This window comes from Alteromonas sp. CI.11.F.A3 (assembly GCF_032925565.1).
Classification (GTDB): Bacteria; Pseudomonadota; Gammaproteobacteria; order Enterobacterales; family Alteromonadaceae; genus Alteromonas.
Window position 1 is genome coordinate 1926734 of the sequence record NZ_CP136708.1, and the last position, 24201, is coordinate 1950934.

Genomic DNA, 24201 nt, shown 5'->3' on the forward strand with positions numbered 1-24201 from the left:
GCAAATTACGCCTGAAAGCGGCATGGCTTTGCCGCTTTTGCGCTCTCACTTCCTTTCAAATGTTCGCGTTATTTCTTGTTTTTTAAACCTGTAACCACTTTGATTGCCGCATATTTTCGTTACGTCCCAACTAGCGGGAAATGCGGTGAAATAGGGCGAAATGCGGCGTTTGGCTGTGTTTTAAAGGCTTCTAACACCTATACCAGCACTTCTTCTTAGTACCTCATCCTTTACCTGATTGCCTGCTAGCGTTAACTTTTTATCACTCGCGCTCCCTGCGCGACAAGCGCTCAAAGGATATGGTGCGAATATTGCTAAATCACATTGTCGATAAGAAAAGAAAACAAATGTGACACAGCTCGCTTTTTACAAATGGCTTATTTCTAGGTGAATATATGTTCGGTTTAATTCAACTTGCGGGTTACAAGCGTAGTGCTGGTAACACACCCATAAGAGCAGGGCACTGTGCTGCGCGAGGTTATTCGCGCTCTGGTTTGCGCTTGAGCTTGCGAGTGCTGTCTGTCGGACTCATACTTGCCATTGTTGGCGGCTGCCAATCGTCGAACGATGCTAAAGCCCAAATGTCACAGTCTGATCCCTTGGCGGTTCCTGCCCTTGGGAATGTTGAATACCACACCTACATTTTAGCCAATGAGCTGTTTGCCGATTTGCGCCCTTCTAGGCAAGCGCGCTATGCGGTAGCAGGCTTCGTGCCTGTCGATACCATGAAATATAACAAGAATGACCAACATCCTTTAATGATGCTAGGGCATCAATTAGAGCAAGGTATGATGACCGAAGCCACAAAACGTGGTTTTACTACTCAAGAATTTAAGCTTTCGAACGATATAATTGTTAATGACGAAAGCGATAGAGTACTTACGCGCAATATCGACCAATTGTCCGATATTGAACGCGTCGATTTCTACATAACAGGTACTTTGGTTTACCAACAGTCTGGGGCTGTGGTTAACGCAAGAATTATCAATGTGAGAAATAAAGACGTGGTTGCAGCCGCTACCCGCTTTTTCCCTGCTGAGATTTTCTGGGAAGAAGAGCGAGTAACGAGCCGTAATGGTCGACTGTACAGAACTGAAGGTGGAAGGTAACGGGATGAACGCACTATTTAAACGCACGGCTAAATGCACGGCATGTATCCTAGCAACATCAACGCTAGCCCTGAGCGGTTGCTCTATGATGTTAGGCGAAGAAGAAGTGGCAGTTGAAGAAACGTCTCGACCGGCCATGAACGTAGTAGATATTATGGCGATAGACCGCCCTTCGCCGCAAAAAGAAGACGATGACGAACAGTCAAGCGAGCAAGGGAGTATGGATGCGTTTGGCGCCATCGGCCAACCCACGCTTTATTCAAGTGTTCAAGGGGCTTACAAAGGCCGGCCGCTCACCAAGCATATTGGTGATTACGTTAAAAACATGACCCAAGACCTTATCGCGAACATGGAATATGTGAATGAAAAAACGCCTATTGGTGTAACGCATTTCGCGCTAATTGATACCAATCTTCAAGAAACTGATTTACTGGGTAAGCAAATGGCAGAATCATTTGTTCACGAGCTGCATAAATTTCGTGTACCCGTTATCGATTTCAAAGCCACAGATTATATTCGTATTACCGATGGTGGCGACTTCGTTCTTAGCCGAGATTATTTAGAATTAAGCAGCAGCTTACCAATAGATTACGTACTTACCGGCACCATGGCTAAACACCAAGGCGGCGTGTTGGTTAACGCCAGAATATTAGGTATAGAGTCTCGCGCGGTAGTGGCGAGTGCACAAATGTTGGTGCCATTTTATGTGGTGGAAGCGTTAATTCCTAGCGACGGCAGCCAAAAAAATGGCATGCGCGATGGCGTTAAATTAAGTAGAGGTTAATCATGAAAAGGCTTATTGTTTTGCTGGCAATGGGGTTAACCGTTAACCTCACCGCGTGTACCAGTACTGAATCAATCGGCTCTTTTTGGCTAAGCGATGACGGTGAAATCTCTCACTCCGCTGAGCCCGTTCCTGTGCCAAGAGGCTCAGGGCTAGTGTACAGCCCCGACTCTCGCGACCGTGAATATCAGCAGCATGTTGCCGTAGACCCAGGCTACAGAGACCCACTACACCAAGGCTTCTCTCCTTCTCAAACCCACAAACGCTTAAATGACTATGCATCGCAATTAGCGATGGAGTTAATGGATAACGCAACCCGCCTTACCCAGCAAGACACGGTGGGGGTAACCAGTTTTGTGCGCTTAAATGAATCTTTAGGCGATAGCACGGTGTTGGGCAATCAACTTTCTGAATACCTTATTGCCGAGCTTCAAGATTTTGGGTTAGCTGTTGTAGACTTTAAAATGGCTGGCGGCGTGACAGTAACCCCTTATGGCGACTTTGTATTAAGCCGCAAAGCGAATTCATTGGCCAAACAAGTGTCGATGGATCATGTAGTGACAGGCACCATTATTGAAGATGACAGGGGCGTTCGTATTAATGCCCGTATTGTTTCAATGCAAAACAAGCAAGTTGTAGCCAGCGCGAATATTTACATTCCTGCGTTTATCGTTACCGATTTAAATAAAGGCTTAACGGCTCACGTGCCAGTAGAATAACGCGATACCCATCGGTGGGTGTTTAACGGCCGGTGATAATTTAATTAAACAAGAAAGCGCAGTGTGAAGTGCCCTTAAATGGGCGTTCAGCACTGCGCTTTTTTTATTGCAGCTTAAAAATAGCGATAAAGGCCATCGCTATTCATCAAAGATACTTCGAATACAGTCTCTCACCATAAATCGTGCAGGATGCACCGCCTGACACAAATCGCTATTTAATGGCAAAGGCTCATGGGTTAACGTACTTGCTAATAATTCTGCCATTAGCGGCGCCGTAGTGAGGCCGCGTGAACCTAAACAACACAAAGTACTTACTGGAGTTGCTGGCAAGGGGTCAGCGGTATAAAGCGGTTTGCCTAACGACAAGCCAACATATTGAGTTTTAAGTGCCGAAAAATCCGTAAGCATGCCAGATACAGGTTGATGATCTGGTGAACCTAACCGCGTAGCCGCCCTTGCTTCGCCGTCATGCTCAAGTTGTTGTACAACATCCGTGTTCGCCATAGCTTGCTGGTGGGTTTGCAAGTTTTGTTCGCTCTCTTGAGTGCGAACCTCTGTGGTCAGATCGTTCTTAATATACGTTGAACCAAGCGCGTGGCGGTTGTTGAGTGCTGGGGTCATATAGCCTTTATGGCATATCACAGTTGTTAGCGCGTTTATGGGCGCTTGAGTGGCAATGGCTTCTACTTGCCCGCGCACTGGGCGCAGCGGCAATGCAGCAAACGCATTACTGCCCACGGCACCAGCTCCCGTAGCTAAAATAAGATGATCAGCATACAAAGTCTTATTATCTAACGATGCTTCTGTACTGCTTGTCGATGCTTCTGAGCTGCTTGTCGATGCCTGTGTGCTGGCCGTTATATTAAACGTCACCGCAAGGTGGTGTGCTTGAGAACATTCATCTGGTAAAGATGCTTTGTCATTTTCGTTTAATACACTGTGAGAACGGTACTCATGGTGACAAAGCACAGTGACATCAGCGTGCTGTTTTGCTTGCTCTATCAGCGCCTGCACCAGGTCAGGTGGCGACAACCAGCCCCCTTGCTCTATAAATAGCCCATCGTAGGGTAAGTCGATGCTCGCTTTTTCCGATAGTGCCTCAGGGCTTATTGGCTTGATTAACGCTTCTGGCCAAACACCATTTGACACCAACTTTTTCTGTCTAACTGCAACTTTCTCATTAAAGTTAAGTTGTGCAACACCACAAAAGTCGTGTGCCACAGACGTTTTTTCTATTGCAGTATTTGTTGAGGTATCTTTTTCATCAAGCAAGGTATGGTAAATATGCGAAGCATACAAAAAGCTGTGGGCTTGAATACGACTGGCAATACTGGCTTCGGAATGTAGCTGAGGGAAGAAGCCCCCTTGTGGGTTGCCCGACGCGCCTGTGGCTAATGTGTCGCGGTCATGACATATCGTCACCTTGATACCACGCTTGGCTAAAGCAAGTGTCACTGTTGCTGCCGCAAGACCGCTGCCCACTACAACAACGTGGCTTTTGGGTGTAATAGCAGCTTGGTTGAAACGATAATAGGGACCTTCAAAGGCGCGCTTTTCGGCTAAGGTAGAGGCGGCTTCTGTTTCATAAACACCCACCAACATATCTCGTTTTCTACCAAAGCCTTTACGCTTTGATACGGTAAATCCAGCGGCAGCCAACCCGCGTTTTACAAATCCAGCTGCGGTAAAGGTGGCAAAGGTAGCGCCAACTTTCGACAACCGCGCCATTTGTTCAAATAAAGTGTCGGCCCACATGTCGGGGTTTTTGCTAGGTGCAAAGCCGTCTAAGAACCACGCGTCAACTAGCCCAGCTATTGGGCTATGCCATTGGGGTAATAAATCGTGTACATCCCCAATCCACAGATCTAACGTGGTAGCAAATTCATCGAAATGACGCCTATGGCAGCCATCTAGTTCCATGGGGTATCGCGTGCTTAGTGCGGTAGCTTCTTCTTTTAAAGCCGGGAACGCCAGTAACGCCTTCAACATATCGGGCTTGGGAAGGGGAAACTTTTCTGTACTTAAAAAGAACAACTGCTTAAGCGGGTGGCTAGGGTTGGCGTTTCTAAAGCTTTTAAATGCTTGCATGGCAACCAAAAAATTGAGCCCAGTACCAAAGCCGGTTTCCGCAATAACAAAGCTAGGGGCGCTGTGTGTTTGCCAGCGTTCAACAATGTTATTTCCACCCATAAATACATACTGGGTTTCGTTAATACCACTGTCATTGGAAAAGTATACGTCGCCAAAATGGTCGGCGACAGGCGTGCCGTTTTCATTGAAATGCACGCTTGCTTGTTGAGATTTCACCGGTGTAATTTAACTCTTTATGCGGTTGATAACTGACTATTCAGAGACTATCTGATTGCGACCTTGTTCTTTGGCTTTATAAAGCCGCTCGTCGGCGACCTTGTATATTTGAGACAACCCGCCACCATTTTCAGGCCAGTGAGCCACGCCGATACTTACGGTCATGGCAGCGTCAAAGCCTTCTGCGTTTAACGTGTGTTCAACTGAATGCCGTAAGCGCTCTGCAATGCTATGTGCCTGAGCAGGCGTAACGTCGGGTATGAGTAAGCAGAATTCTTCGCCGCCGAATCTAAAAGCCCAATCGTTTCGTCTGCGCATACTATTGATAATTCGTGATACGTCAACGAGTACTGCATCACCCACGCCATGGCCATATTTGTCGTTTACCTTCTTAAACTGATCAAGATCGACTAATACCATAGAGACAGACTTTTGTTTTTCAGGCAAGGTTTCGCAGAGCATGTCGAAAATTGAGCCTAGTAGCAAGCGGTTGTTCAGCCCGGTGAGCGGATCTAACGATGCCATTTCTTGCAATCGCTTCACGGTTTGCACTCGCTTTTGCTCATAGGTATAGGACAACGCCCAAATAGCCGTCAGGGTTAGCGCAATATTTACAATGGCGATAACGGGCGTGCCAGTGTTTTGCACGATATGTCGGTATGTCAGAATAGCGCAGCCTGAAAATACATATAAAACAGAGTATATGGTGCCTAATCTAGTGCCCAACAGCAAATAGGATAGTACTGGAACAATGAATAGCCAGCTGTACAGCGCCGAGGTAAATGAAGCCGTTAGAATGCCGATAAGAATGACGGTGTATAGAGCGAATAGAAAGAGGGAAGACCATAACGTTAAGTTCGGTGTCTTTTTGTGAACTGCTAGAATAGCCAGCGAAAGAAATACAACCAACAACTCAACAAAAGCTAATACTCTGTGGCCTACTATCCAATTATTGATAGTAAAAATGCCCCCTGCAACAATGATAACAAGTAGAACAACTCTTAATACCGTACGACGAAACTCGAGTTCGTTGCCCCACAAGTTAGAAGTAGCCATGGTGATGTGTATTCCCGCACAAATTTGACTGAAGATTTTTATCTTATAAGAACCGCGCGTATTAAAACGCACCAGTGAATAGTGACACTACACAATGTTATCTGAATTGACTCAAGGTGTTTATCTTAATTGTTAAAGATAGACGAATGGATAAGAAATGTGACCAGTTTGATAAAATTAAATAAGGATATCAATAATCATCAACGCATTTGCCTTGCTGATAAACCTAGAGAATTGTTTTGAGAATTTAGTGAAGATTTTGTGAACTTGCTATTTTCTTCTAGTATTTAAATATACCTTTCATGATACATTGGACGCAGCAATTCACGTGGCGCAAAAATAATTAAAGCAAATGCATCAGGATGCGGTTAGAAAAAGTGAAGTGCTGGGTCTTTAGCTGCAAAGCAGACCACTTTACCAATCAAAATCGTTACCATAGCCGCATCAACGCAAAGGGTAAACTATGAGAAGAGCAGTTATCACCGGTCTTGGAATTGTTTCAAGCATCGGCGTCAATAAACAAGATGTACTTGCTTCATTAAAAGCAGGTAAGTCAGGTATTACACACTCTGAGCAGTTCGCTGAGATGGGCTTAAGAAGCCAAGTGTGGGGTAATATCGATATCGACCTTAAAGAGCACATCGACCGCAAAGCTATGCGGTTTATGGGTGATGCGGCGGCCTATGCTTATGTTGCTATGCAACAAGCGATTGAAGATTCAGGCCTTGAAGATAGCGATATTTCTAACGATCGCACGGGTATTATTGCTGGCTCAGGCGGCGCGTCTTCTGAAAACCAAGTGCTTTCTGCAGATATTCTGCGTGAAAAAGGCGTGAAACGTGTTGGGCCTTACATGGTACCTCGTTGTATGGCGTCTACGGTTTCAGCGTGTCTTGCTACACCGTTTAAAATTCGTGGCGTAAACTACTCAATCGCATCAGCTTGTGCCACCAGTGCACATTGTATTGGTAATGCCATGGAGCTTATTCAACTGGGTAAGCAAGACGTTGTATTTGCAGGTGGCGGTGAAGAATTACACTGGGCACTGTCAAGTCAGTTCGACGCCATGGGCGCACTGAGTTCTAAATATAACGACAACCCTTCAGTAGCATCACGTACTTACGATGCAGCCCGCGATGGCTTTGTTAGCTCTGGCGGTGGCGGTATGGTTGTGGTTGAAGAGCTTGAGCATGCATTAGCCCGTGGCGCAAAAATTTACGGTGAAGTGGTTGGCTACGGCGCAACTTCTGATGGCTTCGACATGGTGGCACCATCAGGTGAAGGCGCAATCCGTTGTATGAAAATGGCCATGCAAAATGTGTCTGCACCCATCGATTACTTGAACACCCACGGTACGTCAACACCAGTAGGTGATGTGAAAGAACTGGCGGCTATTCAGGAAGTGTTCGGTCAATCTGGCGTGCCAATTAGTGCAACAAAATCACTAACGGGTCATGCATTAGGTGCAGCTGGGGTTAACGAAGCTATTTATAGCTTGTTGATGATGGAAAACAATTTTATTGCGCCATCAATTAACATCGATACCCTAGACGATGCAGCAGCTGGTCTCGACATTGTTACACAAGCACGTGAAGCAACGTTGAACACGGTTATGTCTAATAGCTTTGGTTTTGGCGGCACTAACGCAACGTTAGTGATGCAGCGTTACCAAGGCTAAGCAATAGCGGTAAGCAAGTCTGTATCAGACTTGCTGATAGGCTTGGTGGGGGGCTTGATATTCCCCATCGAGTCATCGTTTTTCACTCAATATTACTAACCCCATAACCCTTAAGTATTCGTATCCTGACTTTTATTTTTTAGCTGCACGTCCACCTCTGGTGTTTTTCTGTCAGTTTTTACCTACCACTGCTTTTTTATCAATCTTCATCAACAAGCAATGCGAACAAAGCGTTTGGGCGACTAATCGTTATTTTCCCATAATGTAAATGCAGTAACCCTTGGCTTTGTAATTCGCCTAGGAGCTGATTCACCGTCTGTCGGCTACTGTTTATCATCTGCGCTAAAGACTCTTGCGATAAAGTTAAGGTAATGGCGCTGTCTTGGGGTAAATGCTGGCCATAACTGGTGGTTAGCATCAGTAGGCGCTTAATTAACTGGTGTTGTAAATTTAGCCCCGCGCTGGAATCGATAAATTGAAACGCGCTTCTTACTCGAGAACAAAGCAGGCGGGCAAAGTGAGGGTAAAGCTCAGGGTGTGCCTTTAACACTGCGTTAAAGGCATTTTTGGGGATAACCGCAATAACGGTATCTATTTCGCACACACTATTGTGGGTACGAGGTAAATCGTCAAACAGAGAGATTTCACCAAACCAGGTGCCCGGCCCTAGCAAGGCAAACAGCATTTCCTTGCCATTGGCGCCAATATTCATTACACGCAAGCGGCCTTCACATACACCGTAAAAACCAATGCCTTCCTCGCCTTTAGCATGCAGTTGTTGACCTGCTTTTAAATGACGAACACGTACCTTATCGAGCAAGGCGCATTGCAAGTTTTCAGGGAGTGAAGAAAACCACATCGAGCTGGTTAAAACGGTTGAGTATTCTTGAGTTAACATTTTTATTACAGTGTCGTTTATCCGACAGTTTAGCCTGTAATTTAGGCGTAAGGTAGAAAAAAATGGTGGAGACGAAAGATGAGTTCAGAAGTAAAAACTCAGGTGAGTGAGCAAGAATGGCAAACCCGTGTAGATTTAGCGGCGTGTTATCGCGCTGTGGCCATGTACGGTTGGGACGATTTAATTTTTACTCATATATCTGCAAGGGTACCAGGGCCTGAGCATCACTTTTTAATAAACCCTTACGGTATGATGTTTGATGAAGTTACAGCGTCAAGTTTGGTAAAGGTAGACTTACACGGCAATAAGGTGATGGAACGTGAGTACGACATCAACCCTGCGGGCTTTACTATTCACAGTGCGGTACACGAAGCTAGAGACGATGCGAAGTGCGTTATGCATTTGCATACCACCGAAGGGGTAGCACTTTCAGTACTAGAGGAAGGACTACAAGCCTACTCACAGCAGTCTTTGTTCCCGTTAGCCTCGTTGTCGTACCACGCCTATGAAGGCGTAGCCTTGAACCCTGATGAGAAAGCGCGCCTAGTACGTGATTTAGGTGATACGCAATTTATGATTTTACGAAATCACGGCCTGCTTACCTGTGCCGACAACATTGCCGATGCGTTTTTATTTATGTTCATTTTTCAGCGAGCCTGCGAAATTCAGTTAAAAGCACAAGCTACAGGTCAGAAGTTAATTCCAATCCATTCTGCTATTTTGCAAGGGATCCGCGCTCAAGCGTCAGAGGTAACCAAGCAAGCGGGTGGCAGCCTAGCTTGGCCAGGTATTAAACGGCGGGTTGCACGTCGATTCCCTGGTTTCGACGAATAAGCGCTAAATTAGACTAAAAAACAGTGTTGATTCATGGTGCTCAAGGTTACTAATCCGTAGGATTGAGGTAAACTTAGCATCATGAAAATACTCTTTGAAGACACTATTCCTTTAGGCCACGAATACTTCAGTGGCTTAGGTGACGTAAGTCGTTATGCATGGCAAACCCTTACTCCGGAAGATATCAAAAACGTGGATATCTTGGCTGTGCGTTCTACCACCAAAGTCAATGAAGTGTTGCTGAGCCAAGCTTCGCAACTTCAATTCGTTACCACCGCCACCTCTGGCACTAATCACATGGATAAAGCCTGGCTTGATAGTCAGGGAATTAGCTGGAATTCAGCCGGTGGCTGTAACGCCGTCGCCGTGGCCGAATATGTGCTAAGCGCATTATTTTTGGCCGACCGTGCGGGTAAAATAGACATTAATGCTATTACCGTGGGTATTGTGGGGGCAGGGCATGTAGGTACAGCCTTGGCTAAACGATTAGCCGCATTGAACATTGAATACAAGTTGTGCGATCCCCCATTAAGTGCAGCGGATGACCCACGAACTTTCGTTGATTTTCAAGACATTATCGGTTGTGATGTAATCACGCTTCATGTGCCTTATGTGAAATCAGGCAGCCACACCACAGGTAAGTTGATTAATGCTGATGTGCTAGGACGGCTTGTTAGCAATCAGTTGCTTATCAATGCGTGCCGCGGTGAAGTGATTGATGAACAGGCTTTGTTAAATAGGCTTAAACAACCAAACGCGCCCACAGTAGTGTTAGATGTATTTGAAAATGAGCCGGCCATCAACCCCGAACTAGTGCAGTATTGTTGGTTAATGACTCCTCATATTGCTGGGCATTCAGTAGAGGGAAAAGTGCGCGGTACCCAGTATGTTTACGAACAAATATGCAATTTGCTGGAAGAACCAAGCACTAAAACCCTTGGCGAGTATTTATCCGCTGTTGAACCCATCGAAGTAGAATTTTCGTCTGCGTCAGCTTCCGTTTTATCGAAACAAGATTTAATAGGGTTAATGCTACAGGTTTATAACTTGCGTGATGACGATACCGCCTTTCGGGAAAGGTTAAGGGAAGCGCTGGAAAAACAGCAAAATGAAAGTGCAGATAGCGAAGAAATTACTGCCAGCATTAGCCACACCTTTGCTACTATGCGCAAAAACTATCGGGTGCGACGGGAATGCAGTGCGTATACGCTAATATTACCCAGTAACACCTCAGATGAAATTAAACAGCAATTGAAAGGGTTAGGCTTTTTGGTGCAAGCCTAGTTTGCCAGCCTAACGCCTTCTAATTTTAAGCTATACCATTAATAGGAGAAACAACACTTATGTCACAAGCCTTTGACGTTGCCGTATTAGGCGCGACCGGTCTAGTTGGGCAAACCATCATAGAACTACTGGCAGAGCGTGGCTTTCCAGTAAATCGTTTATATCCACTAGCCAGCAAACGTTCAGCGGGAACCAGTATTAGCTTCAAGGGCGAAGATGTAGAAGTGTTGGATGCAGATACTTTCGATTGGTCGTTGGTACAGTTTGGCTTCTTCTCAGCAGGCGGCAGCATTTCTGCTGAATTCGCGCCACGTGCAGCTGATGCAGGCTGTATTGTTATTGATAACACATCTGAATTTAGATACGAGCCAGACATTCCGCTTGTAGTGCCAGAAGTTAATGCGCACGTACTGGCTGACTTTCGTAACAGAAACATTATCGCCAATCCAAATTGTTCAACCATTCAAATGATGGTGGCGTTGAAGCCAATACATGATGCTGTAGGTATTGACCGTATTAACGTGAGTACGTATCAGTCGGTATCGGGGGCAGGAAAAGAAGCCATGGAAGAGCTGGTGAAGCAAACTGCTAGCCTGCTAAATGCGCGAGAACTTGAAACAAAAGCGTTTAGCCGTCAAATCGCCTTTAACGTTATTCCTCAAATTGATGCGTTTCAAGACAATGACTACACCAAAGAAGAAATGAAAATGGTGTGGGAAACACAAAAGATAATGGGCGATGACAGCATCTTGGTCAATGCCACTGCAGTAAGAGTACCGGTATTTTATGGACACGGTGAAGCTATTCACTTAGAAACTCGCGCACCAATAGATGCTGAGCAAGTTAAGCAGCTACTCGCTGATGCGCCAGGCATTAAAGTTTATGATGCTGCTGATCAGTTTCCTACACAAGTAAGCAGTGCAAGCGGCAATGATACCGTTCACGTTGGGCGTATTAGAAATGATATAACTCACCCTTGTGGTCTTAACCTATGGGTGGTGTCAGACAATATCCGTAAAGGTGCGGCAACCAACAGTATTCAAATTGCTGAAACCCTAATTCGCGATTACCTGTAATAATAGGATAAATAGGCAAAGCTCAAAGTAGGGCATATAACATTGATTTCGCCGAGTAAGTAAACATTTTGCTTATTCGGCCGATAAGCAGTTATATCGATATTCAACAAATAGATACCGAAAACAGAAGGGCTAACTAGATTGCCATTAATAACTGGTTTATAGTTTCCTAAACCAGATTAAAAATACCGTTGGCCTAAGTGATGTTGTCGATACATCAAGAAAGGTAAAAAAATAGCGGTAAGCAATGTAGAAAATCTGTATTGATAGGGCATTTTCATTCGTGCGCAGGCGCTATCAAATGATAAGAATAAAAAGCTGAACCCGTTTGCCGCATTTAAGCGCCAATGAAAAGAGGTTTAGCTACGAATCTCCACCATGACACTTGGTGGTGTTGACGCTTGAGGGCATATAGGATTGCTATGAAATTGCATTTGACGGGCTTAGTTTTACTTACTTTATGTTTACTAGCCCCCCACAATAATGTCGATGCACAGGAACGCGCTACCCTGCTGAAAGGGCCCAAGAACGCGACCAGCCAGTATTCTGGATTAGAATACGGCCCCATTGATTCTCAAGATACCCTTTGGCGTATAGCTGAGCGTTATCGTCAAAATAATAACCTGTCGGTTTATCAGGTTATGTCAGCTATTTACGAACTTAACCCCAATGCATTTGAACAGCAGAACTTAAATTTATTAGTTGATGGTTCAATGCTGAAGTTGCCTTCAGAACGGTATATTTCTCGTATCGATGCTAGACAAGCACAAATTCGAGCAGAAAGTGACGAGCGAACCTTCGCTGAGTTGCTAAATAAACCCGGTAGCAGCGTACGAAACATCAAGCCGCCTGCGCCTTTGGTGAATCAAAACGATTTAAGCCAAACCCAATCCAATATAGAACAGAAAATAACGCGTTTAGATCAAGAGCAAACCCGTCAGTTTGATGAACTTCGGATGCAATTTGCTGCGTCTTTAGAAAACGTGGAAGCCTTGTTAAATGAAAATCGCAAACTGTATGAACGAGTAGACGAGGTCAACGGTGAACTTCAAGAGCTTCGTAATCAGGTTGAAGGCGATGTTAAATCACAAATAGATACGCAAGTGGCGCTACAGCAAGAGCTGCTCGATATGATGAAAGCCGAGCAAATGCAGCGAGAAGCAGAAAAACAAAAATCGATGTGGAGTTCGCTTTCTAGCCCGATGCTTCTGATTATAGGTTCCGGCATTCTTACCTTATTATTGGTAGGCGGGCTAATTGCTTGGTTGTTGAAACGTAAGCCAGCTGAAGCTGCGGAAGCACCTGAAGTTCCAGAAATCTCTGATGATGTGCCAGTACCAGATACTGACATGGCTGACTTGGCCAGTGCACTGGAGCCAGATCTTGGCGATAGCATGGAGCTGACGGATGACGATCTTTTCAACGACGACGACTTGCTTGATGATGTGCTTACCTCTGAACTAGAAGAAAGTCTTGATGATGATTTAGAAACCTTCGGCGACCTTGATGATGACATGTTGGTGCCAGAAGACGATACCGATGATTTATTTGAGTCGGGCAGCGAAGAGCTTGATCAGAACGAGCTAGATAGTTTGTTCGATGATGATGATTTGTCCGATAAGCTGAGTGAAGACGAAAACAACAGTTTAGAAGGGTTTGATTTATCTGGTGATGACGATGATGACCTAGCTGGCTTTGACGATTCTTTAGACTCAGACCTTGGTGAAGAGTTAGACGAAGCGCAAGACGAAACCGATATTGAAGAAGCGCCAGATGCGTCTGAACCCGACGCCTTAGATGACGACTTTGATATTGATGATATTTTAGATGGCGCAATGGCAGAAGCCGCCACGAGTGATTCAGTAGACGACATTTTTGAAGCCGCACAGTCTGCATCGAATGAAAGCGAAGAAGATACTGCCACCTTACCCAGTGTTGATGACGAAGACGAAACACCTGAAATCAGTATTGATGATTTACTTGAACAAAATGCGCCAGAGCCAACACTGTTAGATGAGCTAGACAGTAAAGATGAGCTTATCAATGAAGATATGATTGATAAGCTTGATGATGAAATTAATCAGCAGAACCAAGAACTCGATCGTATTACTGATGATTTGCTCAACGAGATTGAGCAAATAGAAATGATGGGTGGCTTAGACGAAGCCGGGGATGAAAGCGCTGAAGACGGCGAAAGCGAAGAAGATGCAATAGAGTCCGTTAGCTCAGCACCTTCGCCACAAGCCATTCAGAGCCTAGACAATATTACTGACGACCTAGATGAAATTGATGTTGAAGACATGGAGAATGCAAATGATTTCTCTGATCCCCTGTCTGATGATTTAATTTCCGAATTGCAGGCAGAAAGTGAAGAAGAGTTGGGCTTTGATGAAAATACTCTTGAAGAAGAGAGTGCTCCTGAGGAAGATGAATCTGCAGATGATGATTTTTCTGACCCATTCACAGATGACTTACTCGCCGAGCTTGAAGCTGACATTGAATCGGATGATGAAGGTGTTGAACCAGAAGCGGAACCTGAATTAGCAGAAACTGATTTTGATGATCCGTTAACGGACGATTTGCTCGCAGAACTAGAAGCGGGTATTGATTCCGAAGATGATGCATTAGCGCCCGAAGCAGCAGATGAAGCTACGCCTGCCTTCGACGAAAATGGCGACTTTGATGACCCCCTTACTGACGACTTATTAGCTGAACTAGAAGCTGAAAACCAGCCAGACGAAGCGCCTCAAGATGAGCCTGAAGAAACCACTGCTACTGAAGCTCCAGAAGTTGATGGTGACTTTGATGATCCTCTTACTGATGATTTACTCGCTGAGTTAGAAGCAGATATTGAATCAGATGAAGACGCAGATTCCGGCGATGCCCTTGCAGATGAGCTTCTTGCTGAACTTGAAGCTGATATCGACAGTGGCATCGACAGTGATTTTGAACAAACTCAGCCTGATGCGCCGTTAGACAATGAAATCGAGCCGCAAGAAGTTGATGATTTTGATGAGTCTGACCAAGACCTTGTTGACGAAGCGCCTGCTGACGATGACGAGCTCGCAGAAGAACAGCATGTTGAAGAGTCGCCGGTTGAAGAGGAGCCCGTTGAACAAGAGCCCGTTAATGACGCGCTTGCTGAGGACGTACCTGAAGACACTGCTCAGTCAACAGAGCCTGAAGAATCAAAGCTAGATGAACTAGACGAAGCGCTGGAAGATACCGCAGAAGAAATTGCGCTTGACGGTGAAGATGAAGTCGACGGGCTAGATGATATCGATACGCCTATCGAAGAAGAAGCGATAGAAGATGCTGAGTCAACAATAGATGAGCCAGCAGAGGCAGCAGGCCTAGAGCTAGACCAAGAACAAGAAGCCATTACCAGTGATGACAGTGCGCAGCCTGAGAGTGACGTTGAAGACGAAACTCACGATGCATTAGCCGATGAGTTGCTAGCGGCTGTTAACGCCGATAGTGAGCCAGAGGCCGAGCTTGTTGTTGATGAGCCGCGTCCAGCAGACGAAAATGACGATGAGTTAGTTTTAGATGAATTAGAAACTGATGAAACAGATTTAGACGACGATAAGCCTTTTGAAGAGCTCGAGTCTTTAGGTTCCGCTGATCAAGTCATTGATGATCCTGAAGCAGAAATACAAGATATAGCTTCGCTAGAAGAAGCCGAGTCGCAAGACGACGTAGATGGGTTTAACGAAGACGAAATAGTAGATGAAGCTTCGCCAGCGGAAGCTCAACTCGACTTTGATAACGATGACAGCGAAGATGCACTTGAGGATACCCGTGAGGATATTCAAGAGAACGACTCAGAAGATGCTTTAGAATCAGCTGACCCCGAAAGTGTAGATGGTGCCCACAGCGATGAAGAAATCGACAGCGATGATGAAGAAATCGACAGCGATAAAGAAAGCCAGAGCGATGAAGAAAGTGACAGCGACGAAGAAGACGAGCTACTAACTGACGATTTACTTTCTGAGCTTGATTCTGACATTGAGACGGGGCAAGAGGTTTCGCCAGACGAGCCCGACGCTGATGATGAAATTAATGAAGATGATTTAGAAGATACTTTTGACATAGAGCCAGACGCTAATGAGCCTCTTGCCGAAGCCGAAGCCGAAGCCGAAGCCGAAGCCGAAGCCGACCCGCTTGATGATGCGTTAGCGGCGTTTGATAAACAAATGATGGATGATATTCCTACATTTGGTGAGTTGAGCGATGATGCTGAAGAGCCAGAGCCAGAGCCAGAGCCAGAGCCAGAGCCAGAGCCAGAGCCAGAAAGCGACGACTATGACGACAGTATTCTTGATAGCGCTTTCGATGAAATTGACGAGTTTGAATTAGAACATGAAGTCGATGGCGTGGTGCCAGAGCCTTTAGCGAATGAAGAGCCTTCAGCGGATAAAGAGCCGTCAGCCACAGAAAAAGATCCCAGCGACTTCGACGAATTAGAAGATGTGCCAGGACTAGATGACTGGTTATCAGGTACTGAAGAATCAGAACAAGAAGAGATATTTGACGATTTAGATGGTGCAGAGTTTGATGAATTACTGCAAAGCATTGAATCAGAGCAGGCAGATGAACCAAGCCTTGAAGCTGATACCACTGAATCTACAGAAAGCTTAAACCTAGAAGATGGCCCAGAGCTTAAGTTAGATGGCCCAGAGCCTGAACTTAAGCTAGATAACCCAGATTTAGATTTAAGTGCGTTGTTAAACGATGTGGATCTCGATGCTGAAGCCGAGTCACGTACACCGCCAGAAGACTTCTTGGATGTAGAAGCGCTTATGGATGATGGCGAAGACAACGAGATAGACCCAGACAGTGCAGAACTTGATTTAGACGTAAGCCTTTCTGATTTCACCGGTGTTAATGATGCCGATGACGTGATTGATATTGATAAAGATGCTGGGCAAAACGCTAACCTCGACCTTGCACGTGTTTATCTAGAAATGGATGATATTGTTGCAGCGAAGGAATTACTCGAAGATGTGATGAATCTAGGTAGTGAAGAACAAAAGCAAGAAGCTGAGAGTATTTTAAAATCCATCAGTTAATTGCATGTTGAGTGCGGTATGACTACACTTAGCGGCTTTTCTATTTAGAGGTGTTTGAAACATGGGGCGAATCGCCTTAGGCATCGAGTATGATGGTGCATCGGTACATGGTTGGCAACGTCAAAAAGACGTGTCCAGCGTGCAAGAATACCTAGAGAAAGCACTCACCGTTATCGCAAATAAGCCTATTATAGTATTTTGTGCTGGTCGCACCGATGCCGGTGTGCATGCAACTGGCCAAATAGTCCATTTTGACTGCGATGTAGAGCGCCCAGAGCGTGCTTGGACACTTGGCATTAATGCTAACATGCCTGACTCAATAGCCGTAACATGGGCTAGGCCTGTCTCTGATGATTTTCACGCCCGCTTTTCGGCTACTCACCGTCGTTATCGCTACGTTATTTATAACTCACGTATGCGACCTGCTATCCTGCACAATGGTGTAACTCACGAATATCGAGAGTTAGACGCTAAGAAAATGCATGAAGCCGCACAGGCGCTGGTAGGTGAGCACGATTTCACTACATTTCGGGCATCACTGTGTCAAAGCAAAACGCCACACCGAACAGTGAGTAGCGTGAGTGTACATAGACAAGGTCGTTATGTGGTGTTGGATATTCGTGCGAATGCATTTTTGCATCATATGGTACGAAATATCACTGGTTCACTGCTTTGCATTGGGGCAGGGGAGCAACCTGTCGATTGGATGGCCCATCTACTTACTTTAAAAGACCGTGCTAAAGCCGCTACTACCGCTAAACCTAACGGGTTGTATTTGGTTGATGTAACTTACCCTGAGCACTTCGGCATACCAAAATCGCCTCTTGGGCCTCTTTTTCTTCCAGAATCTTAAAAGCCTGAATACCTCTGAACGGTAGCAATGGGTTACCGTTCAACTTCTTAGACCAGTTTTGTTTTTTCCATTTTACTGTATTGTGGTCTAATAGCGCGCTATATTAGGTGGTTGTACTAACGTAGTGCGTATTTTTCTCTTGCGCTACAATAAAGTAACCGAAATATTCATGTAGTACTGACACAAAGCACGAATGAAAAAACAGTGTCGGTGCGCTAATAAATATAAAGGATTCCTTTTCCATGAGCTGGATTCAAAAAATTCTTCCGCGTACGCAAACATCCACAAAAGGTAATGTACCTGAGGGGATTTGGACAAAATGCGGCTCTTGCCAAGCTGTGTTGTACAAAAGCGAGTTGGAAAAACTTCAAGAAGTTTGTCCTAAGTGCGATCATCATATGCGTATTACGGCCCGTCGCCGTATAGACGGCTTTCTTGATGAAGGTGACCGCGTAGAACTTGGTGGTGAATTCGAACCACAAGATATCTTGAAATTCAAAGATTCAAAGCGTTATAAAGACCGTATTGTCGCTGCGCAAAAGCTAACCAATGAAAAAGATGCCTTGGTTGTTATGCAGGGCAAACTAAAAGGTATGCCAGTAGTAGTAGCCAGTTTCGAATTTGCCTTTATGGGTGGTTCAATGGCCTCTGTGGTAGGTGCTCGCTTTGTTGCAGCAGTCAATGCTTGTCTTGAAAACAACACGCCACTTATTTGTTTCTCTGCCAGTGGCGGTGCACGTATGCAAGAAGCGCTTATGTCGCTCATGCAAATGGCGAAAACATCTGCAGCATTGGCAAAAATGAGCAAAAAAGGTTTGCCTTACATTTCTGTACTAACCGACCCAACGATGGGTGGCGTTTCTGCTAGTTTAGCCATGCTAGGTGACGTTAACGTTGCTGAGCCAAAAGCCTTGATTGGTTTTGCTGGTCCTCGTGTTATCGAGCAAACCGTACGCGAAAAGTTACCACAAGGTTTCCAGCGTAGTGAGTTCCTTGTTGAGAAGGGCGCGATTGATATGATTGTTGACCGCAGAGAAATGCGTGATAAATTACACGGCTTGTTACTTAAGCTGCATCATCAGAATTAGTGAATACACAAAAAAATCAAAATGCTGACTCAACAACCTCGTTGAGTCAGTGGCTTTCTCATCTTGAATCTATCCATCCAAGTGCCATTGATATGGGGCTTGAACGCGTTAAATCTGTGGCCAATGCCATGGGTATCCATTTAAAAGACGCTCTGCTTATTACCGTTGCCGGTACGAACGGCAAAGGCACGACGTGCCGCTTGTTAGAGCAAGCTATGCTTGCGCAAGGTAAAACCGTCGCGGTATTTAGCTCTCCTCATCTTGTGAGTTACTGCGAACGCGTGCGGCTAAACGGTGAATTGGCTGAAGAAAGCGAATTTTGCCGCGCTTTCGAGCTTATCGAAAAAGCCCGTGGCGATATCACGTTAACTTATTTTGAGTTCGGCACCTTAGCGGCAATGAAAATGATGCAGGATTGGTGTGTTGATGTGGCCGTATTGGAAGTGGGACTGGGGGGAAGGCTAGATGCGACTAACATTCTCGACCCAGATTTAGCCATCATTACTACCATCGACCTCGATCATCAAGACTGGCTAGGTGATACCCGCGAAGCCATCGCTCGCGAAAAAGCCGGTATTATGCGAAAAAATGGTAAAGCCGTTATTGGTGAGCTTTTGCCACCAGACTCGCTACGAGAAATAGCTTCTGAACTAAATGTCGAAGGGCGTTGGGCACAACAAGACTTTTTCATCGTTAAAAATGCTGTAGCAGATAGTAGCCCTAAGCATTGCACTAGTCGAACGTGGGAATGGAAGGGCAAGCATTCTGAATTTACCCAACTACCATACCCCCACATTCCGCTGCAAAACGTAGCTACGGCACTTGCAGCACTAGAGTTATTAGACTTACTACCAGATGAAACGGCGATAAGGCAGATCATTGCCAATACCCGTTTACCCGGCCGTCAACAAGAAATTAGTCACAACCCGCTAGTAGTGGTGGATGTCGCGCATAACCCCCAAGCAACTAAAGCAATGCAGGAATGGCTTACACGTTACCCCGCAAGTAAAATACGCGTAGTAGTGGGTATGTTAAAAGACAAATCTATTGTAGAAACCCTTGCGCCTTTGTCGTCGCTGAATGCACAATGGTACCTAGCAAGTACATCAGGCCCTCGAGGCTGCGATGCAGACGTGCTGGCGGGTGCACTTTTGGATGCTCAGCTTGATAAAAGCCGTACCCAAACCTTCTTTGATGTGACAAGTGCTTATAAAGCAGCACGAAATGATTACCATGAAGGCGAACTTATCTTGGTCTTTGGTTCCTTTGTTACCGTGGCTGAAGTGTTAGATTATACCAACGCAAATGAACAACAATAAAAACGAACAATAAGTTCAACAGGAGATAATAGTGACGTCGGCATTAAAGAATAGACTCGTGGGCACCATCATCATTGTGGCGCTGGCAGTTATTTTTTTACCAGACTTTCTCGATGGCAAGAAGCAAACCAATAAAGAACCGTTTGTATCTGTTCCTGCAAGTCCTCCTAAGAAACCCATTGTAGAGCCCGAAGCCTTTCCGAGCGAGCGGGTAGCTAAAGCTGCACAGTTGCCCGTTACGGTAACGGACGATAAGGCGCTGGATGATGAAAGCCCAACGTCAGCGCCCAGTGAGACTCAAGCGTTAGCTGAGCCCGTAGAGGCGTCAATAACGCCGGAAGACTCTCTAGCTAGTCAAACCGTTGTTGAAGCACCAGACTCATCCACAGTGGATGACGCAGGCTGGGTGATACAACTAGGCAGCTTTCGCCACGAGAAAAACGTAAAATCACTATTGAATAAGCTTGAAAAAGCGGGATACCGTGCGTTTAGTCGCCGGATAATGACTAACTCAGGCCCGCTCAACAAAGTGTTTGTTGGCCCAGACTTAGAAAAGCAAAAATTAGAGGCTGCATTGCCCCATTTGCGTGAACTCACCGACCTTAAAGGGAAGGTCACCACGTTCAAAGTAGAATAGTGTAAACCGATAGGTACACAGTACTTTTTACGCCGTAAAAATTAGAGGCTAGAAATATTACACATTGGTAATTTTTCTGGCTTCTGTTAGAATGCGCGCCATCTCGCCAACGGCATGTCGCTACTAACAACTTCCGCGACTATAACGCAATTAAGAGACAATGAACTGGGTAGACTTTTCCATATTGGGTATCGTTGCGGTATCTACCTTAATAAGCCTCATTAGAGGGTTTGTTAAAGAAGCCATCTCTCTTGTGGTATGGTTTGGCGCACTCTTTATTGCCAGCCATTTTTATGCCGACTTAGCCGTATACTTTACTGCCATCGATGATTTTTATCTTCGAAATGGCGCTGCCATTGCCGCCTTATTTGTATCAACTCTGATGTTAGGCGGCATGTTGAATTTTGCAATTGGGCAACTGGTTCAGGCAACAGGCCTGTCAGGTACCGATCGCGTTTTAGGCATTGTATTTGGAGCGCTCCGCGGAGTTCTTATCGTTAGTGCGCTTCTCTTTTTCATGGACACTTTCTCTGCTGCTGCCTCATCGCAGTGGTGGCAAACGTCGGTACTTATTCCCGAATTTGGTGTCATTATTGAGTGGTTTTTCACGTATGTGAAAGGCTCCTCCAGTTTCTTAAATCCCGCTTGATATAGGTAACGCACATGTGTGGTATTGTCGGAATAGTTGGTAAAACACCAGTAGCTCAGTCTTTGTACGATGGTTTAACGGTAATCCAACATCGTGGACAGGATGCCGCTGGAATAATGACCATCGACCAAAATATGTTTAATTTGCGTAAGGCAAATGGTTTGGTTCGTGATGTATTTCATACGCGTCATATGAAACGCTTATCGGGCAATATGGGTATTGGGCATGTTCGCTATCCTACTGCTGGCACCTCGAGCTCAGCAGAAGCACAGCCTTTCTATGTGAACTCACCGTTTGGTATTGCGTTTGCGCACAATGGTAACTTAACCAATGCTCACGATCTGCAAGAAGAAGTATTTCGAATTGCCCGTCGTCACATCAACACCACATCTGATTCAGAGTTATTATTAAACATTCTTGCTCACGAGCTACAGCAGGTGGCAGGGCTAAGTGTTACTGCTGAGCATATCTTTGAAGTCGTCACCAAAGTACATAAGAAAATTCGTGGTGCTTACGCGGTTGTTGCCGCTATTATCGGCCAGGGTATCGTGGCATTTCGTGACCCACACGGTATTCGCCCGTTAGCGCTAGGTAAGCGTATGACAGAGCTTGGCGAAGAGTGGATGGTAGCATCTGAAAGTGTGGCACTGGATGCAGTTGGCTTCCAATTCATCCGTGACGTGTCGCCGGGTGAAGCAGTGTACATTACTGAAAATGGTGAGCTTCATACTAGACAATGTGCTGAGAACCCCATTACCTCACCTTGTATTTTTGAGTTTGTTTACTTTGCACGTCCAGATAGCTTTATCGACGGTATTTCAGTTTACGCTTCGCGCGTGAACATGGGCCGCAGATTAGGTGAAAAAATTGCCCGTGAATGGAGCGATTTAGACATTGATGTTGTTATTCCTATTCCTGAAACCTCTATGGATGTGGCACTGCAAATTGCCAATACCTTAGAGTTGCCATACCGCCAAGGATTTGTGAAGAATCGCTATATTGGCCGCACGTTTATCATGCCTGGCCAAACTATGCGTAAGAAGTCTGTGCGCCGTAAACTAAACGCTATCTCGTCTGAATTTAAAGGCAAGAATGTGTTGTTGGTTGATGACTCTATTGTTCGCGGTACTACCTCTGGACAAATTATTGAGATGGCCAGAGAGTCTGGTGCTAAAAAGGTATACTTCGCCTCAGCAGCCCCTGAAATACGTTTCCCTAACGTATATGGTATCGACATGCCTTCCGCCAACGAACTGATTGCTTATGGCCGAGAAATCGATCAAATAGCTGACCTTATTCAAGCGGATGGTCTTATTTTCCAAGATATCACTGATTTGGTTGAAGCAGTACGAGAAGAAAACGATTCAATTCAACGTTTTGAAACCTCTGTTTTCGACGGCAATTATATTACCGGTGATGTAGACCAAGACTACCTTGAACGTATTGATATCTCGCGTGGAGAAAAGTCTCGTGAAGCGCCTATTCTGCAAGCAGAATTGAGCAATTTAGATATGCACAATATCGATTCTAACGACTAGGTCAATTGCCCAGCAGATAGTTTTGGCTATGTGCTTTACTGACTTGTCCTAGAATAAGTTGACACTTATTTCGGTTAAAACGCCCGATGTATTTCATCGGGCGTTTTGTATTTTAGAGCCATATGTGGCCGCCTGTCATTATAGATTGCTACGGATTCGGCGACCATCTTTCTCGCCTCCTCTAAATTACGAGGTTTTGTAAGCAAGTATTCGTTTTTCAGAATACCATTTATTCGCTCTGCAAGAGCATTTTGATAGCAGTCGTAACCATCTGTCATGGAGCATTGGACGTTATACTTGTTGTGGAGTTTTTGATACTCTTCAGAGCAATACTGTATGCCTCTATCAGAATGATGTACAAGCTTTTCATTTGTCGTTTTTTGTTTAAGTGCTAGTGTGAACGCCTTCTTAACTGATTCAGTTCTCATATTATCGTCAACCTGATAGCCCACAATCTTCCGTGAATAAGCATCAGTAATGAGACTTAGGTAACTCTCTCCACTTCGCGTCGGTAAGTATGTAATGTCCGCTACCCATAGCTGATTAGGCTTGTCTGCTTTAAAACCCGCTTTGATAAGGTTGGGATGACAACGGAACCGATGATGACTGTTCGTTGTTTTGTGATAGGCGCGCTTTGTCGGCACCAGTAGTCGTTTTTCTCTCAGTAAATTAAAGAGGTGGTCTCTGCCAATATTTATCTTCACCTTAGCAAGCAGATACTTAAGCTTCCGAGCTCCGATACGAGGCTGAGTCATTCGCTCCTGTCGGACAAATTGAATAACTCTATCCTCATGCGCTTCGCGCTTAAGGGAGCGAGCACAGTGTTGGTAGTAGGCTTGCCGAGATATGTTCAGGTAACGACAAGCTTTAGAAACGGAAACCCCGTATATCACTTTTTCCTGGATGACTTTCTTTTGCGCTTTTTTACAACGCTAACTCCATAGTCACTTTCAAGGACATTTACGACCGCTTCAAAGAAATCAGCTTTCATTTTCGTATCAGCAAGCTCTTTCTCCAACGCTTTAATTCGCTGTTCGGGAGTGAGTTCTGTTTTAGGTTTATCCACGACGTGGCCTCGCTTTAGAAACTTCGGTGTTCCATTCATCCAATCTAAACGACCATACTTACGAAGCCAAACTAAAACAGTTGAACACCCCTGGATTCCGTAGTGATCTTGCGCTTGTTTATATGTGAATTCGCCTTTTTCAACTTGGTCTACAACTGCCAGTTTAAAAGCGAGTGAATAATCACGTTGAGTTCTTTTACTATTTGGTTTCATTGCACTCTCCAAATTAAGTTT

General features: G+C 45.2%; 18 protein-coding genes. 14 read left to right on the forward strand and 4 right to left on the reverse strand.

Annotated elements, in window-relative coordinates:
* The first annotated feature begins 395 nt into the window (after nucleotides 1–395).
* Genes R1T43_RS08285 through R1T43_RS08295 form a run of 3 tightly spaced genes read left to right on the forward strand, consistent with a single transcriptional unit; the run spans nucleotide 396 to nucleotide 2612 of the window.
* Nucleotides 396–1109, forward strand: a complete 714-nt coding sequence (locus R1T43_RS08285; protein ID WP_317354842.1) for a FlgO family outer membrane protein — start codon at nucleotides 396–398, stop codon at nucleotides 1107–1109.
* A 4-nt stretch (nucleotides 1110–1113) separates the two neighbouring features.
* A complete protein-coding gene (locus R1T43_RS08290; RefSeq protein WP_317354845.1) occupies nucleotides 1114–1893 on the forward strand; it encodes a FlgO family outer membrane protein in 780 nt (259 codons plus the stop codon).
* Nucleotides 1894–1895: 2 nt separating this feature from the next.
* Nucleotides 1896–2612 carry a FlgO family outer membrane protein gene (locus tag R1T43_RS08295; RefSeq protein ID WP_317354847.1) on the forward strand — a complete coding sequence of 239 codons (717 nt, stop codon included), beginning with the start codon at nucleotides 1896–1898 and terminating at the stop codon, nucleotides 2610–2612.
* Nucleotides 2613–2750: 138 nt separating this feature from the next.
* Here the strand turns inward: R1T43_RS08295 and mnmC are convergent, their stop codons facing one another.
* Entirely contained in the window at nucleotides 2751–4919 is a 2169-nt protein-coding gene (gene mnmC, locus R1T43_RS08300; protein WP_317354850.1) for an FAD-dependent 5-carboxymethylaminomethyl-2-thiouridine(34) oxidoreductase MnmC, read from the reverse strand.
* 36 nt (nucleotides 4920–4955) lie between these two features.
* Nucleotides 4956–5975, reverse strand: a complete 1020-nt coding sequence (locus tag R1T43_RS08305) for a GGDEF domain-containing protein (protein WP_317354853.1) — start codon at nucleotides 5973–5975, stop codon at nucleotides 4956–4958.
* 463 nt (nucleotides 5976–6438) lie between these two features.
* Between R1T43_RS08305 and fabB the strand changes: the two genes are divergently transcribed.
* Entirely contained in the window at nucleotides 6439–7653 is a 1215-nt protein-coding gene (gene fabB, locus R1T43_RS08310) for a beta-ketoacyl-ACP synthase I (protein WP_317354856.1), read from the forward strand.
* A gap of 199 nt (nucleotides 7654–7852) precedes the next feature.
* On the opposite strand, the gene R1T43_RS08315 is transcribed toward fabB, so the two are convergent.
* Complete coding sequence (locus R1T43_RS08315; RefSeq protein WP_317354859.1) at nucleotides 7853–8551, reverse strand: Crp/Fnr family transcriptional regulator; 699 nt, start codon at nucleotides 8549–8551, stop codon at nucleotides 7853–7855.
* Nucleotides 8552–8629: 78 nt separating this feature from the next.
* Between R1T43_RS08315 and R1T43_RS08320 the strand changes: the two genes are divergently transcribed.
* The 10 genes from R1T43_RS08320 to purF all read left to right on the forward strand — a co-directional run bounded on the left by R1T43_RS08320 (nucleotide 8630) and on the right by purF (nucleotide 22901).
* Complete coding sequence (locus tag R1T43_RS08320; RefSeq protein WP_317354862.1) at nucleotides 8630–9385, forward strand: class II aldolase/adducin family protein; 756 nt, start codon at nucleotides 8630–8632, stop codon at nucleotides 9383–9385.
* Between the two features lie 81 nt (nucleotides 9386–9466).
* Complete coding sequence (locus tag R1T43_RS08325; protein ID WP_317354864.1) at nucleotides 9467–10669, forward strand: 4-phosphoerythronate dehydrogenase; 1203 nt, start codon at nucleotides 9467–9469, stop codon at nucleotides 10667–10669.
* Between the two features lie 59 nt (nucleotides 10670–10728).
* A complete protein-coding gene (locus tag R1T43_RS08330; protein WP_317354867.1) occupies nucleotides 10729–11745 on the forward strand; it encodes an aspartate-semialdehyde dehydrogenase in 1017 nt (338 codons plus the stop codon).
* 422 nt (nucleotides 11746–12167) lie between these two features.
* Nucleotides 12168–16817, forward strand: a complete 4650-nt coding sequence (locus R1T43_RS08335) for a FimV/HubP family polar landmark protein (protein ID WP_317354870.1) — start codon at nucleotides 12168–12170, stop codon at nucleotides 16815–16817.
* 61 nt (nucleotides 16818–16878) lie between these two features.
* Nucleotides 16879–17670, forward strand: a complete 792-nt coding sequence (gene truA / locus R1T43_RS08340) for a tRNA pseudouridine(38-40) synthase TruA (RefSeq protein WP_317354872.1) — start codon at nucleotides 16879–16881, stop codon at nucleotides 17668–17670.
* 242 nt (nucleotides 17671–17912) lie between these two features.
* Nucleotides 17913–18758 carry an acetyl-CoA carboxylase, carboxyltransferase subunit beta gene (gene accD / locus R1T43_RS08345; RefSeq protein WP_057790975.1) on the forward strand — a complete coding sequence of 282 codons (846 nt, stop codon included), beginning with the start codon at nucleotides 17913–17915 and terminating at the stop codon, nucleotides 18756–18758.
* Complete coding sequence (folC, locus tag R1T43_RS08350; protein WP_317354875.1) at nucleotides 18758–20077, forward strand: bifunctional tetrahydrofolate synthase/dihydrofolate synthase; 1320 nt, start codon at nucleotides 18758–18760, stop codon at nucleotides 20075–20077. The genes accD and folC overlap by 1 nt, the downstream gene beginning before the upstream one ends.
* A gap of 31 nt (nucleotides 20078–20108) precedes the next feature.
* A complete protein-coding gene (locus R1T43_RS08355; RefSeq protein ID WP_317354877.1) occupies nucleotides 20109–20714 on the forward strand; it encodes an SPOR domain-containing protein in 606 nt (201 codons plus the stop codon).
* Between the two features lie 160 nt (nucleotides 20715–20874).
* Nucleotides 20875–21363: a CvpA family protein gene (locus R1T43_RS08360; RefSeq protein WP_317354879.1), complete on the forward strand. Its 489-nt coding sequence runs from the start codon at nucleotides 20875–20877 to the stop codon at nucleotides 21361–21363.
* A gap of 14 nt (nucleotides 21364–21377) precedes the next feature.
* A complete protein-coding gene (gene purF, locus R1T43_RS08365; protein ID WP_013783506.1) occupies nucleotides 21378–22901 on the forward strand; it encodes an amidophosphoribosyltransferase in 1524 nt (507 codons plus the stop codon).
* Nucleotides 22902–22975: 74 nt separating this feature from the next.
* Here the strand turns inward: purF and R1T43_RS08370 are convergent.
* Nucleotides 22976–24180, reverse strand: a protein-coding gene (locus R1T43_RS08370) for an IS3 family transposase (protein ID WP_410548979.1) whose coding sequence is annotated in 2 segments (ribosomal slippage) — nucleotides 22976–23808 and nucleotides 23808–24180 — 1206 coding nt in all. Because the reading frame shifts where the segments join, the coding sequence is not laid out codon by codon here.
* Nucleotides 24181–24201 lie beyond the last annotated feature (21 nt).